Raw genomic sequence first — 13,790 nt, 5'->3', positions numbered from 1 at the left:
CTCAGATTGCGCAATCGAAGGCCCCTCACCTGCGAAAGAATGTTGCCGACACCACCCAAAGGTGCCGGATACCCACTTGTGGGCCATCTATATAGTGGACAAAGTGTCCAGTATTTCCTCGATCGCGCCGGTCCCGTCAGCGGTAGCACCGCGAACGCGGCCGAAGCGCCGGTGGCTTGTGGTCGCCGCGGCCACGTTCGCGATCGCATGGGGCGGCAACGAGTTCACCCCGCTGCTGGTCATGTACCGGGCCGGTGACGGCTTCTCGGCGCTGACCGTCGACCTTCTGCTGTTCGCCTACGTGCTGGGCATCGTTCCCGCGCTGTTGATCGGTGGCCCGCTGTCCGACTGCTTCGGCCGCCGCCCGTTGATGCTGCCCGCGCCGGTGCTCGCGGCCGTGGGATCGTCGATCCTTGCGCTCGGCGCGCACTCGGCCCCTCTGCTCGGTGTCGGGCGGGTGTTCAGCGGGCTGGCGCTCGGGCTGGCGATGGCTGTCGGTGGCAGCTGGATCAAGGAGCTGTCCAGCCCGCCCTGGGAGGACGGCGACGCCGGGGCCCGCCGCGCGGCCATGAGCCTGACCGCGGGCTTCGCGCTCGGTGCCGTGACCGCGGGCGTTCTGGCCGAGTGGGGTCCGGCGCCCACCATGCTTCCCTATGTGATCAACGTGGTGATGGCCCTGACCGCGGCTGCCATGCTCAGCACGGCGCCTGAGACGCTGGCCCGACGCGATTCCGGTCGTCGATGGTGGACCGACCTCGCCGTCCCGGCGGTGGCGCACCGGCGGTTCCTGTTCGTGGTCGCACCGCTGGCCCCCTGGGTCTTCGGTGCCGCTGCATCGGCTTACGCGGTGTTGCCTGCGCTGATGGCGGACAGAGTCGCGGCCGCGCCCATCGCTTTCTCCGCGCTGATGTGTCTGGTCACGCTCGGCGTGGCGTTCGGGGTGCAGAACCTGGCACGGCGCCTCGATGCCGCGAGCGCCGCCGGTGTGCTGATCGCATTGACCTTGACCGCGCTGGGGATGGGATTGGCGGCCTGGGCCGCGACCGTGCTGACGGTGTGGTCGGCGTTGTCTGCCGCGGCCATGCTCGGAGCCGGCTACGGCATGGGTCTGCTGGCCGGACTGCAGCAGGTTCAGCGAATGGCCCGGCCGGACGACCTGGCGGGCCTGACGGCGGTGTTCTACGGGCTGACTTACCTGGGCTTCGGGGTGCCGGCGGCGCTGGTGTTCGCGGTGCGGACCTTCAGCTATCCAGCGATGTTCGGCTTCGGCGCGCTCGCGGCCGCACTCACTCTGGCTGTGGCGGCGTTGGGATTCAGGTGGACGCGCGCAATAGGGTGAGCCAGTGGTGGACAGCCGGCCTGTGAACCGCCGCGGTCGCCCACGCAGCGAAGCCGTTCGCGCCGCGGTTCTGGCCGCCGCCGCCCAACTCGCTTTCGAAGGCGGCGCCGCGGCGGCGACGATGGACGCGATCGCCAGACGCGCCGAGGTCAGCCGCACCACGATATACAGGTGGTGGCCGTCGGCCGCGGCGATCGTGCTGGAGGGTCTGCTCGATCAGGTGCGCGGATCCATCACCCGTCCTGCGGGCAGCACGCCGGTTCAGGCGGTCATCCATCACGTCGGCGCGCTGAACGCGCTGCTGGCCGACCCGGCGGTAGGACCGCTGCTGCGCAACGTGATCGCCGCGTCACCTTCGGACTCGGCGATCGAGCGGGCGCTGCTGGATCAGTGGATCACGCCGCGCCGGGCCGCGGTGACGACGACGCTGCGCGAGGCCGTGGACCGCGGCGAGCTCGCAGCCGACATCGATGTCGAGGTGGCCGTGGACGCATTGGTGTCCCCGCCGTATTACCGGCTCGTACTCGGTATGCCCCCGCTGGATGACGAGGCTGTCACCCATTTGGTGCAGACGGTCTGGCGAGGTTGCCTGGCCTAGCCGCCCAGCGGCACCGGCCCTAGTCGCCGAAATCGCATTCCACGCGGTCAGAACGCGGAACCTAGCGCGTGGAATGCGATTTCGGCGGAAGAGGGTCAGGCGGGTTTGTCGGGTTTGTCGCTGCCGACCACCCACATCGAGTAGTACTGCGCGCCACCGCCGTACGCGTGCCCGAGCGCCTTGCGGGCGCCCTCGACCTGGTGCGCGCCGGCCTTGCCCATCACCTGGATCGCCGACTCGGCGAAACGGATCATGCCCGAGGCGCCGATCGGGTTGGACGACAGCACGCCACCCGACGGGTTGAACGGGATCCGTCCGCCGATCGCGGTCTCGCCGGCCTCGGTGAGTTTCCAGCCCTCGCCCTCCGGCGCGAACCCGAGGCTTTCCAGCCACATCGGCTCGTACCAGGAGAACGGCACGTACACCTCGGCGACGTCGATCTCGTCGACGGGGCTGGTGATCCCGGCCGCCTTCCACAGCGCAGCCGCCGCGTCCCGGCTGGCCTGCGGGTTGACCTGGTCCCGCCCGGCGTACGCCAGCGGCTCGGTGCGCAGCGCGGTCGCATGGATCCACGCCACCGGGTGGCCCTCGGCCACCCGGGCGTCCGAGCTGGCCTCGTCGCCGATCACCATCGCCGCGGCGCCGTCGGAGGACGGGCACGTCTCGTCGTAGCGGATCGGATCCCACAACATCGGCGAGGACATCACTTTTTCCAGCGTGATGTCGGGCTGATGCAGATGCGCCAACGGGTTCTTGACCGCATTGAGCCGATCCTTGACCGCCACCATCGCGCCGATGTGCGTCGGTGCACCGGACCGGCGAATGTAGGCGCGCACGTGCGGCGCGAAGTAGCCGCCCGCACCCGCGCCCACCGGCTTGGTGAACGGAACCGGAATGCTCAACGCCCACATGGCGTTCGACTCCGACTGCTTCTCCCATGCCATCGTCAGCACCCGCCGGTACTTACCGGACTGCACCAGGCTGGCCGCCACGACCGCGGTCGACCCGCCCACCGAGCCCGCGGTGTGGACCCGGATCAGCGGCTTGCCGGTGGCGCCGGTGGCGTCGGCCATGAACAACTCGGGCATCATGACGCCCTCGAAGAAGTCCGGGGCCTTGCCGACGACGACGGCGTCGATGTCGGCCAGCGTCACCCCGGCGTCGTCGAGAGCGCGGTCGATCGCCTCGCGGACCAGGCCGTTCATCGAGACGTCGGTGCGCTTGGCGACGTACTTCGTCTGGCCGGTGCCCAGGACGGCGGCGAGTTTCTTACTCATCGTTACTTACCCTCCAAGACCGCGACCAGGTTCTGTTGCAGCGCAGGCCCGCTCGTGGCGTGGGCCAGCACCCGCGAGGCATTGCCGTCGAAGATGTGCCGTGCCGCGAAACCGATGCGCTCCAGGCCCGCCGAGAACATCGGGTTGGCCGCCAGCGCCCCGCCGGAGGGGTTGATCTTCGTGCTGTCAGGCAGGCCGATGGCCTCGGTGAGGATGAGCTGCTGGTGGCTGAACGGCGCGTACAGTTCGGCGATCTCGATCGAGGAGGTGTCCCCGCCGGTGGCCGCCTGCGCGGACGTTGCCGTCGACGGCGACGTCGTCAGGTCGCGCGCCCCCAGCACCGGTGTCTCGATGCGGTGCTCGATCCCTGTGATCCAGGCCGGCCGCTCACGCAGCTCGCGGGCGCGGTCCCCGGCGGCGAGCACGATTGCCGACGCGCCGTCGGTGATCGGCGCGATGTCGTGGCGGCGCAACGGATCTGCGAAGTACGGGCGCTCCAGTAGCTCCTCGATGCTGTCGGCCGGCTCCAGCGCGTCCACCCGCGGTGCCGCGGCCTGCGCCTCGAGCGCGACCTGGGCCATCTGCTCAGCGGTCCACTTGCCGGAATCCAGCCCGAACCGAGCCTGCAGGCCGGCCATGCTCACCGAATCCGGCCACAGCGGCGCCACGGTGTAGGGGTCGGTCTGCAGTGCCAGAACCCTGCGCAGGGTGCCGGCCGAGGACTTGCCGAACCCGTAGACCAGTGCGGTCTCCACCTCGCCGGTGAGGATCTTGATGTAGGCCTCGTAGAGCGCCCACGCGGCGTCCATCTCGACGTGCGACTCGTTGATCGGCGGCACCGCACCTATCGAGTCGATTGCCGAGATGAACGAAAATGCCCGGCCGGCAAGGTAATCGGAGGACCCCGAGCACCAGAAACCGATGTCGGCCTTGGTGATGCCGAGATCGGCGTAGATCGATTCGAAGCACGGCATCAGCATCTCGACGCCGTTGGTGGTGCCGTCGGTGCGGCGCACGTGCGGTGCGTGGGCGAATCCGACCACAGCTACTTCAGTCATGTCCGTCCTCAGAGGTGATGCTTGTAGGTGTCGTAGTCGGCGTCGGGTTCGCCTGTCGGCTTGAAGTACTCGATGTTGTCGATGCCCAGGCCCCACTGGTCCTTGGGCTTCCATACCGCCTGTACGCGCATGCCCATCCGCACCTTGTCGGCCTCGATGTCCGAGACCAGGTGCAGCACCGGGATGTCGGCGCCGTCGAGCAGCACGTACGCCGCCACGTAGGGCGGTTTGATGCGCTGCCCGGCGAACGGGATGTTGATGATCGCGAACGTGGTGACGGTGCCTTTGTCGGGCAACTCGACGAACTCGTCCAGAGGTTGTCCGGTGGCTGGATTGGCTTCGCGCGGAGGGAAATACACCTTTCCATCGGCGCCGGTGCGGGCGCCGAGCAGCTTGCCCTGTTCGAGGGCGCGCAGGAACGCGCTCTCGGGCTGCGACGCGGTGTGCTGAATCTCGATCCAGCTCGGCGCCACTTGCATGGTGATCGGGTCGAGACCCTCCGGGGGAGGCGGCACGTCCTCCGGCTGGTCCCCGAGCGCGAAGTACGCGATGTCGGTGATCGCGCCGACGGGCTCGTCGACCCAGTGCGCGTGCACCCGCGCCCCGGTGCTGATCGCGTCGGGACCGTCGGCGGCCACGGCGTGCAGCATCGGGGTGTCGGCCCCGTCGAGAGTGATCAGTGCCCACGCGAACGGGCGGTCCAACGGCTGGCCCTCGAGTGGCTCCGGCTGCCACGTCCACGAAATGACCGTGCCGACGCTGGCCACCGGTACGATCTCGGTCAATTGCTCCCAGGTGACGGGGTCGTACTCGGCGGGCGGGACGAGCACCTTGCCGTCCGAACCGCGAACTCCGACGATGCGCCGCTCGCGGAGCGCGGTGAAGAACTGACCGAGGAGCGGTCCTACTGAACGGGTGTAGTCGAATGCGAGCTTCAGCGGCGCGGAAAGCGGCGGCTCATGCGGATCGATCTGCACCGGGCTGCTTTGGCTGGTGGTCACGGCATCGAGTAGAACAGGTTCTAGGAATGGTTTCAAGGAGCGGGCCGGGCGGCCCGGAAGGACGGGTGCCGTGAAGTTGGGACTTCAGTTGGGTTATTGGGGGGCGCAGCCGCCGACCAACCATGCCGAGCTTGTCGCCACGGCCGAGGAGGTCGGCTTCGACACGGTGTTCACCGCGGAGGCGTGGGGTTCGGACGCCTACACCCCCTTGGCGTGGTGGGGGCGTGAGACCAGCCGGATGCGTCTGGGCACGTCGGTGATCCAGCTGTCGGCGCGGACCCCGACCGCGTGCGCGATGGCGGCGCTGACGCTCGACCATCTGTCCGGGGGCCGGCACATCCTCGGGCTCGGCGTGTCCGGCCCGCAGGTCGTCGAGGGCTGGTACGGCCAGAAATTCCCCAAGCCGCTGGCCCGCACCCGCGAGTACATCGACATCCTGCGTCAGGTGTGGGCCCGCGAGGCCCCGGTGCGCAGCGACGGGCCGCACTACCCGCTGCCGCTGACCGGCGAGGGCACCACCGGCCTCGGCAAGAACCTCAAGCCGATCACCCATCCGCTGCGGGCAGACATCCCGGTGATGCTCGGCGCCGAAGGCCCCAAGAACGTCGCGCTGGCCGCCGAGATCTGTGACGGCTGGCTGCCGATCTTCTACTCGCCGCGCATCGCCGGCATGTACAACGAATGGCTCGACGAAGGATTCGCCCGCCCGGGTGCGCGCCGCACCCGGGAGACCTTCGAGATCTGCGCCACCGCCCAGGTTGTCGTCACCGATGACCGTGCCGAGATCATGGAGCTGATGAAGCCGCACCTGGCGCTCTACATGGGCGGCATGGGCGCCGAGGACACCAACTTCCACGCCGACGTGTATCGCCGGATGGGGTACGCCGAGGTCGTCGACGACGTCACCCGGCTTTTCCGCAGCGATCGCAAAGACGAGGCGGCCAAGATCATCCCCGACGAGCTGGTGGACGACTCCGCGATCGTCGGAAACCTCGACTACGTCAAGGATCAGATCAAGGCCTGGGAGGCGTCCGGGGTCACGATGATGGTGGTCGGCGCGCGCTCGCCTGAGCAGATCCGCGATCTGGCGGCTCTCGTCTGACCGCTGCGACTAGACACTTCCTTGCCGAGTGTCTAGCGCGCGTTCTACATTGTGCGGTGTGACACAACACACCATCGCCGGAACCATCCTGACGATGCCCGTGCGGGTGCGCACCGCGCATCAGCACACCGCGATGTTCGTCGTCGACGCCGACGCCGCACAGCGCATGATCGACTACAGCGGTCTTCAGGTGTGCCGCTTCGGCCGGGGCAACCGCCGGGCGATGGTGGTGCTGATGCTGATGCGTTACGAGGACACCGACCTCGGGCAGTACTACGAGTACGGCACCAACGTGATGGTGAATCCGCCCGGATCGCGCGCCACCGGCGTGAAGGCTCTGCAGTCGGCGGGCGCGTTCGTCCATCACCTTCCCGTCGACCAGTCCTTCACCCTCGAGGCCGGGCGCACCATCTGGGGCTATCCAAAGATGCTGGCCGACTTCACCATCCGCAACGGACGCCGCTTCGGCTTCGACGTCAGCATCGACGGTCTGCATGCGGTGAGCATGGACTTCGCGCCCGGCCTCCCGGTGCCGGCGAGGTGGGCGTCCAGACCGCAGGTCCATTCGACGTACTCGCATCTTGACGGCGTGACCCGCGAGACCGAGGGCCGGATGGTGTTGTCGGGGGTGCGCTACCGGCCCGGAGGCGTGTCACTGCGACTTGGTGAACATCCCTATGCCGCAGAGCTTTCCGCTCTAGGCTTGCCCAAACGTGCACTGGTGACGAGCTCGGCCGCCAACGTCGACATGACGTTCGCCGACTCCCGAACAGTAGGAGAGGCATGACATCCACGCTCCCGGCCCTCGACGTCGACCTGGCCGACGGCAACTTCTACGCCGACGGTCGCGCCGCCCGCGAGGCGTACAAGTGGATGCGGGCCAACCAGCCGGTGTTCCGGGACCGCAACGGGCTGGCCGCGGCCACCACCTACCAGGCCGTGCTCGACGCCGAGCGCAACCCGGAGCTGTTCTCCAGCACCGGAGGCATCCGGCCGGACCAGCCCGGCATGCCGTACATGATCGACATGGACGATCCGGCACACCTGTTGCGGCGCAAGCTGGTCAACTCGGGCTTCACCCGCAAGCGGGTGATGGACAAGGTGCCCTCGATCGAGCGGCTGTGCGACACCCTCATCGACGCGGTCTGCGAGCGCGGCGAGTGCGACTTCGTCCGTGACATCGCCGCCCCGCTGCCGATGGCGGTCATCGGGGACATGCTCGGGGTGCTGCCTGAAGAGCGCGACATGCTGCTCAAGTGGTCCGACGACCTGGTCTGTGGTCTGTCGTCGACGGTGGACGAGACCGTGATCCAGAAGTTGATGGACACCTTCGCCGCCTACACCGCGTTCACCATGGAGGTGATCGCCGACCGCCGTGCCAAGCCACGCGACGACCTGTTCTCAATCCTGGTCAACGCCGAGGTCGAGGGTTCGCGGATGTCTGACGACGAGATCGTCTTCGAGACCCTGCTGATCCTCATCGGCGGTGACGAGACCACCCGGCACACCCTGTCCGGTGGCACCGAACAGCTTCTGCGACACCAGGATCAGTGGCGCCAGGCGGTAGCAGATCCGGATCTGCTGCCCGGCGCGATCGAGGAGATGCTGCGCTGGACGTCCCCGGTGAAGAACATGTGCCGAACTTTGGCCGCCGACACCGAGTTTCACGGCACCTCGCTCGAGTCGGGGGAGAAGATCATGCTGATGTTCGAGTCGGCGAACTTCGACGAGACGGTCTTCGAGAACCCCGAAGAGTTCGACATCCATCGAAGCCCCAACAGCCATGTGGCGTTCGGCTTCGGCACCCATTTCTGCCTGGGCAACCAGCTGGCACGGCTGGAGCTGCGGCTGATGCTGACCAAGGTGCTGGCGCGCATGCCCGATCTCCGGTTGGCCGACGAGGACATGCTGCCGCTGCGGCCGGCCAACTTCGTCAGCGGCCTGGAATCCATGCCGGTGGTGTTCACTCCCTCGGCAAAGGTGCTCGGTTAGCGCGTTGAGCTTGCGCGCACCCGCAGCGTGCTGGGCACCAGTACCGGTCCCCGGGGCTCGCGGTCGTCGATGCGATCGATGAGAAGCGACACCGCCGCCTCGGCCTGCAGGTCGGGGTGCAGATCGAGTGCGGTCACCGCTGGCTGGCTCTCTCGGGCCTCCCGCCCGTCGATGCCGCCGACCACCAGGATGTCCTGCGGAATGCGTAACCCTCTGTCGCGGCAGGCCGCAACCACGCCGCTGGTGTAGCCCTCGGCGGGCGCGTAGATCGCATCGGGGGGCTCGGGGCCGTCGAGCAATTGACAGGCGGCCTGGTAGGCGGCGCGATGGTCGAATTGCACCGGCACCCGGACTCTCATGTCGGGGAAGTCGGTTTCTGTGCACCACGTCGCGTACGCGTCATCGATGTCGATCGACCACGCGCGGGTCCACGCCGTGGTGAGCAGGGCGATGCGGTGTGCCCCTTGTGCCCGCAGGTGCTCGAGCACCAGTCGTGTGTTCGCCGCGTTGTCGCCCGACACGTAGTGGACGCGGTCGGGTCTGCCGGCGTCGCGTTCGATCGACACGACCGGAATCCCGATGCTCTCGAGCAGGTCGATCTGGGGATCGGAGGCGATCGGGTCACACAGGAGCACCCCGTCGGGATTGATCGACTCCCAGTCTGCGGCGGTGGTGAGCTCTGGCGGAAGGACCAACGCCCGGTGGTGTTCGAAGGCCGCCGACGCCGCGGTGGCCGCGATGGCCATGTAGTAATCGAGCGCCACGATCTGGCGCGCTACCTCCCGGCCGTGCTCGCGCGGCAGAATCAGGACGAGTGAGCCGTTTCGGCCACGCCGCAGGGCCCGAGCTGTCGGGCTGGGGCGGTAGCCGAGCCGGTGCGCGGCGGCTCGCACTCGTTCGACTGTCGCGGGGCTGACCTCGCCCTTGCCGTTCAGCGCGTGGGAGACCGTCGTGGCCGAGACGCCGACGGCATCGGCCACGTCGCGGATGGTCACTCGGGCACGGGCCACGCGCTCACTTTACTCTGCAGAGCCTGCCGAACGGCCTTTCTGTACTGCCCCAAATCGATTAGGGGCTTGACCCAAATCGATTTGGGTCTACGATTTGTCGCCATGGAACATGTGCTGTCGACCACATCGGGCTCGGGAGTGATAGTGAACGCCGACATCCGCACCCTGGACGCCGCCCGGCCAAGGGCCGAGGCAGTCAGTTGGGCCGACGGCAGGATCACCGCGGTCGGCACCAGCGCCGAGGTGCTGGCCGTCGCCCCCGCCGGAGCCGATGCCATCGATCTGCGCGGTGCAACCTTGACCCCCGGCCTGATCGACTCCCACCTCCACCCCGCCTGGGGCGCCGAGCTGTCCCGGGGGGCCGATCTAGCCGGGCACACCACGCTCGAACAGCTTTGTGCCGCGCTGACCGTCGAAGCCGCGCGCACGCCTGCAGACCAGTGGGTCCGCGGCTGGAACCTCGACTACGCCGCCTTCATGCACACCGGAATCCACGCCCGGCTGCTCGACGAGGCGGTCGGCGGCCGCCCGTTCATCGGCGTCTTCTACGACCTGCACACCGCTGTGGTGTCGACCGAGGCGATCCGTCAGAGCAACCTGACCGGCCGGGAGACCTTCCCCGACGCCGCGACTGTGGTCGTCGATGACGAGGGTCACCCGACCGGTGAACTGAAGGAACCCTCGGCGTACCAACCCCTGACGACGGCGCAGGCAGAGAAGGACCCGTCGGCCGTCTTGGATCGATTGGCCGGGGTCCTGCGCAGGCTCAACCGTTGTGGCGTGACCGGCGGCGTGGTGATGGACGCCAGTGTCGCCGACCTCGACATGTACGCCGCGCTCGACGATGCAGGTCGGCTCTCTGTGCGGCTGGTCACCGCGCTGTGGCATCATCCCGACCGCGACGACGCGGGAGTCGCAGAGTTCATCAGGCATGCCGCGCGCAGTGGCCGGCGCTGGCGCTCCGGGCTGATCAAGATCTTCAGCGACGGAGTGATCGACACCGGCACCGCATGGCTGCGCGAACCCGACACCTGCGGATGTGGATCTCATCCGTTCTGGCCGGATCCCGAACGCCTTCGTGACGTGATCGCCCAATACACCGCTGCAGGAGTGCAACTCGCGATCCACGCCGTCGGTGACCAAGCCGTCTCGTTCGTGCTGGACTGCTATCAGGACGCCGGTAGCACTGCCACTGCGCCGCACCGACTCGAGCATTTGGAACTGCTCGGCGACGACGAGGTGCGGCGGCTGGCTGCCCAGCGTGTCACCGCGTCGATGCAGCCTCTTCACATGCAGTGGCGGCACGCCGACCACAGCGACTCCTTCGCCCGGCGGCTCGGTCGCCGCCGGGCCGCTCAGGCGTTCCGGGTCGCCGACGTCATCGCCGCCGGGGGTCCGGTGTGCCTCGGGTCGGACTGGCCTGTCGCCGACTGCGATCCGCGGTACGGGATGGCATGGGCCCGATTGCGTCGCCGTCCCGGCGACCGCGACGGCCACGTGTTCGAGCCTGATCAACGGCTCTCGGGCGAGCAGGCGCTGCTGGGCTACACCGCATGGGCCGCCGACGCGCTCGGCGAGACCGACCGCGGCCGAATCCGGTTGGGCGCCAGGGCCGACTTGACGGCCTTCGCTGACGATCCGGTGCGGGTCTGCGCCGACGACCTGATCGACCTACCGATTCCGCTCACCGTCGTCGACGGCGAGATCGTTCACCGAGAGGACCTCTGATGACCGACAGCTTCAGCCCACCGGGTCCGCGAACCACGCGCTCGGCACCCCGCCGGTCTATCGGAGCGCTGGGCCTGGTGTTCTTCGTCGTCGCGGCTGCCGCACCCCTGGCGGTGATGTCCGGTGTCGCGCCACTGGCCGTCATGTTCGGCGGTGTCGGCGCTCCCGGCGGCTATCTGTTGGGCGGAATCGTGATGGCGGTCTTCGCCGTTGGGTTCACCGCGATGAGCCGCCACGTCGACAACCCCGGCGCGTTCTATGCGTACATCTCGCGTGGTCTCGGCCGCACCGTCGGACTCGGGGCGGCGTTCGTCGCGGTGCTGTCGTATGTCCTCATCGCCGTCAGCTTCGTGCCTGCGATCGGTGTGTTCGCCCACGACACCGTCCTGTCGCTGACGGGTGTGGACATCGCCTGGCAGATCTGGGCGGGGATCGGCTGGCTCGCCGTGGGCGTCCTCGGCTATCTGAACATCACCCTCAGTGCCAAAGTGCTCGGTGTCCTGTTGGGCCTGGAGGTTCTGGTGCTGGTTGTGTTCGCGGTGCCGATCATCGTTCAAGGCGGTGCCGAGGGCCTGAGCTTCGGCAGTTTCAACCCGGCCAACGTCTTCGGTGCCGGTGTCGGCGCATTGTTCGTGCTGGCCTTCGGGGCGTTCCTCGGATTCGAGTCGACGGCCATCTACAGCGAAGAGGCCAAGGATCCCAAACGCACGGTGCCGCAAGCGACTTACATTGCCGTCGGGTTCCTCGCCCTGTTCTACACCATCGTGCTGTGGGCGGCGATCATGGCTTACGGCCCGGAGCGGGCCGTCATGGTGGCGACTGAGGATCCGACTGGCATGTTCTTCACCGCCACCGAACAGTGGGTGGGCGCCCACGTCGCCAACGCCATGCACGTGCTGATCGTGACCAGCGCGCTGGCCGCGGCGCTGGCCTTCCACAACGCCAGCGCCCGCTACTTGTCGGCCCTCGCTCAGGAGCACGCGCTGCCGTCCGCGCTCGGCCGCCGCTCGGCGTCCGGCTCACCCGGCGTGGCAAGTCTGACGGTCTCCGCGGTTGCGGCCGTCATCGTCGTCGCCTTCGCCCTCGCCGGCGCCGATCCCTACACGCACACATTCATCTGGCTGAATGCGATCGGCATCCCGGGCATCATCGGCCTGCAGGCACTGTGCTCGGCTGCCGTGGTGGCATTCTTCCGGCGGGATCCCCACGACCACAGTGTCTTCACTCGTCTCATCGCCCCTGCAGTCGCCACCGTAGCGCTGACCGGCACGCTGATTCTCATCGTCGTCAACTACGACCTGCTGACCGGGGCGGGGGCCGCCACCAACGCGGCACTGATCCTGGTGCTGCCGGTGACCTTCGTCCTCGGCGTGATTGTCGCCCGCGTCCTTCGGGCTCGACGGCCCGGGATCTATCAGCACCTCGCCACGGTGCGCCCAGATGAGCCGACGAGCGTGGGGTGATGAACGCGCTCGTCACCGCGGGCGTGCTGGAGTTGACCGCCGGCGTGCTGACCGGCTGGCTGATGGTGGCCGCCGGCTCCGAGCACTGGCGAAATCGGTTGCGGATGACCGACACCCGGCGCATCCGGCAAGGTCACCTGGACCTTCTCATCATGGGTGCCATCATGGTGGCGCTCGGTGCTGCCGACCTGCACCTGCCGACCGTAGCGACGGCCGCCATCATCGTCGGCTCCTGGATCGCGCCGCTGTTGTTCTTCCCGCTGGCCTGGAAGCCGTCGCTCACTGACTGCCGGGCGATGAACTGGCTCGACCGCGCCGGGTTCGTCATGCTGACGGGAGGTTACCTGATCGCTGCCGTGACGGTGCTGTCCTGACCGCGCACTCGCCAGGCGATGACGCCCGTCGGGAACTTCTTACTTCATCGTGAAGTTGGGGGCGCGCTTCTCCTTGAAGGCCCGCGGGCCCTCCTTGGCGTCCTCGCTCAGGAACACCGGGATGCCGTTGGCGGTGTCGGGCTTGAACGCCTCTTCTTCGTGCATGCCCTCGGTCTCGCGGATGGTCTTCAGGATCGCCTGCACTGCCAGCGGCCCGTTGTTGTTGATCACCTCGGCGATCTCCAGCGCCTTCTCCAGCGCGGTCCCATCCGGGACGACATGGCCGATCAGGCCGTATTGCAGAGCCTCGGCGGCGGTGATGTGGCGCCCGGTCAGCAGCAGATCGCACGCGATGGTGTACGGGATCTGGCGCGGCAGCCGCACCGCGGAGCCACCCATCGGGTAGAGGCTCCACTTCGCCTCGGAGATACCGAACTTCGCGCTCTCCCCGGCGACGCGGATGTCGGTGCCCTGCAGGATCTCAGTCCCGCCGGCGATGGCCGGGCCCTCCACGGCGGCGATCAGCGGCTTGGTCAGCCGGCGGCCCTTGAGCAGACCCTCGATCTTCGACGGGTCGTAGCTGCCATCGGCGAACGAGTCACCCGGCGGCTTTTTCGACGCGGCCTTGAGGTCCATGCCCGCGCAGAAGTAGCCGCCGGCCCCGGTCAGGATGCACGTCCGGATCTCCGGATCGGAGTCCACGCGGTTCCACGCGTCGACCATGATCGAGAGCATCTCAGCAGACAGCGCGTTGCGCGCCTGCGGCCGGTTCAACGTCACGATCAACGTGTGTCCGCGCTGCTCAACCAGGGCGTCGGGACCTTCTTGGGACTCGCTCACGGGCGTCC

13 protein-coding genes are annotated in these 13,790 nt (G+C 68.0%); 8 read left to right on the top strand and 5 right to left on the bottom strand.

Going from position 1 to position 13,790, the window contains the following annotated elements:
* Window positions 1–112: 112 nt before the first annotated feature.
* Together KXD97_RS03415 and KXD97_RS03410 are read left to right on the top strand one after the other, a co-directional pair.
* The gene (locus KXD97_RS03415) at window positions 113–1,339 is read left to right on the top strand and encodes an MFS transporter (RefSeq protein ID WP_260757822.1); all 1,227 of its coding nucleotides are present in this window, start codon (window positions 113–115) and stop codon (window positions 1,337–1,339) included.
* Window positions 1,340–1,343: 4 nt separating this feature from the next.
* A complete protein-coding gene (locus KXD97_RS03410) occupies window positions 1,344–1,937 on the top strand; it encodes a TetR-like C-terminal domain-containing protein (RefSeq protein ID WP_260755469.1) in 594 nt (197 codons plus the stop codon).
* 95 nt (window positions 1,938–2,032) lie between these two features.
* Here the strand turns inward: KXD97_RS03410 and KXD97_RS03405 are convergent, their stop codons facing one another.
* The 3 genes from KXD97_RS03405 to KXD97_RS03395 are packed head-to-tail and all read right to left on the bottom strand — an operon-like array spanning window position 2,033 to window position 5,273.
* Window positions 2,033–3,214, bottom strand: coding sequence for a thiolase domain-containing protein (locus KXD97_RS03405; RefSeq protein WP_260755468.1), 1,182 nt, complete (start codon window positions 3,212–3,214; stop codon window positions 2,033–2,035).
* A 2-nt stretch (window positions 3,215–3,216) separates the two neighbouring features.
* The gene (locus KXD97_RS03400; protein WP_260755467.1) at window positions 3,217–4,272 is read right to left on the bottom strand and encodes a thiolase domain-containing protein; all 1,056 of its coding nucleotides are present in this window, start codon (window positions 4,270–4,272) and stop codon (window positions 3,217–3,219) included.
* Between the two features lie 8 nt (window positions 4,273–4,280).
* Complete coding sequence (locus KXD97_RS03395; protein WP_260755466.1) at window positions 4,281–5,273, bottom strand: Zn-ribbon domain-containing OB-fold protein; 993 nt, start codon at window positions 5,271–5,273, stop codon at window positions 4,281–4,283.
* A 70-nt stretch (window positions 5,274–5,343) separates the two neighbouring features.
* Here KXD97_RS03395 and KXD97_RS03390 point away from each other — a divergent pair, with 70 nt between their 5' ends.
* The 3 genes from KXD97_RS03390 to KXD97_RS03380 are packed head-to-tail and all read left to right on the top strand — an operon-like array spanning window position 5,344 to window position 8,367.
* The gene (locus KXD97_RS03390) at window positions 5,344–6,375 is read left to right on the top strand and encodes an LLM class F420-dependent oxidoreductase (protein WP_260755465.1); all 1,032 of its coding nucleotides are present in this window, start codon (window positions 5,344–5,346) and stop codon (window positions 6,373–6,375) included.
* Between the two features lie 58 nt (window positions 6,376–6,433).
* Window positions 6,434–7,162: an acetoacetate decarboxylase family protein gene (locus tag KXD97_RS03385; protein ID WP_260755464.1), complete on the top strand. Its 729-nt coding sequence runs from the start codon at window positions 6,434–6,436 to the stop codon at window positions 7,160–7,162.
* Window positions 7,159–8,367 carry a cytochrome P450 gene (locus tag KXD97_RS03380; RefSeq protein WP_260755463.1) on the top strand — a complete coding sequence of 403 codons (1,209 nt, stop codon included), beginning with the start codon at window positions 7,159–7,161 and terminating at the stop codon, window positions 8,365–8,367. The genes KXD97_RS03385 and KXD97_RS03380 overlap by 4 nt, the downstream gene beginning before the upstream one ends.
* Here KXD97_RS03380 and KXD97_RS03375 read toward each other — a convergent pair.
* Entirely contained in the window at window positions 8,364–9,377 is a 1,014-nt protein-coding gene (locus KXD97_RS03375) for a LacI family DNA-binding transcriptional regulator (RefSeq protein ID WP_260755462.1), read from the bottom strand. The two genes, KXD97_RS03380 and KXD97_RS03375, sit on opposite strands and share 4 nt — an antisense overlap.
* 102 nt (window positions 9,378–9,479) lie before the next feature.
* Here KXD97_RS03375 and KXD97_RS03370 point away from each other — a divergent pair, with 102 nt between their 5' ends.
* From KXD97_RS03370 to KXD97_RS03360, 3 genes are read left to right on the top strand one after another with little or no spacing between them, the layout of a single operon-like run.
* Window positions 9,480–11,105, top strand: coding sequence for an amidohydrolase (locus tag KXD97_RS03370; RefSeq protein WP_313901340.1), 1,626 nt, complete (start codon window positions 9,480–9,482; stop codon window positions 11,103–11,105).
* A complete protein-coding gene (locus tag KXD97_RS03365; protein ID WP_260755461.1) occupies window positions 11,105–12,568 on the top strand; it encodes an APC family permease in 1,464 nt (487 codons plus the stop codon). The genes KXD97_RS03370 and KXD97_RS03365 overlap by 1 nt, the downstream gene beginning before the upstream one ends.
* Window positions 12,568–12,942 carry a hypothetical protein gene (locus KXD97_RS03360; RefSeq protein WP_260755460.1) on the top strand — a complete coding sequence of 125 codons (375 nt, stop codon included), beginning with the start codon at window positions 12,568–12,570 and terminating at the stop codon, window positions 12,940–12,942. Before KXD97_RS03365 ends, KXD97_RS03360 begins: the two co-directional genes overlap by 1 nt.
* A gap of 39 nt (window positions 12,943–12,981) precedes the next feature.
* On the opposite strand, the gene KXD97_RS03355 is transcribed toward KXD97_RS03360, so the two are convergent.
* Window positions 12,982–13,782, bottom strand: a complete 801-nt coding sequence (locus KXD97_RS03355) for a crotonase/enoyl-CoA hydratase family protein (protein ID WP_260755459.1) — start codon at window positions 13,780–13,782, stop codon at window positions 12,982–12,984.
* Between the last annotated feature and the right edge of the window lie 8 nt (window positions 13,783–13,790).

The sequence above is a fragment of the Mycobacterium sp. SMC-8 genome, from assembly GCF_025263565.1.
Taxonomy (GTDB): domain Bacteria; phylum Actinomycetota; class Actinomycetes; order Mycobacteriales; family Mycobacteriaceae; genus Mycobacterium.
The sequence above is the reverse complement of the archived record's forward strand: the minus strand, read 5'-3'. Positions and strand labels throughout refer to the sequence as shown.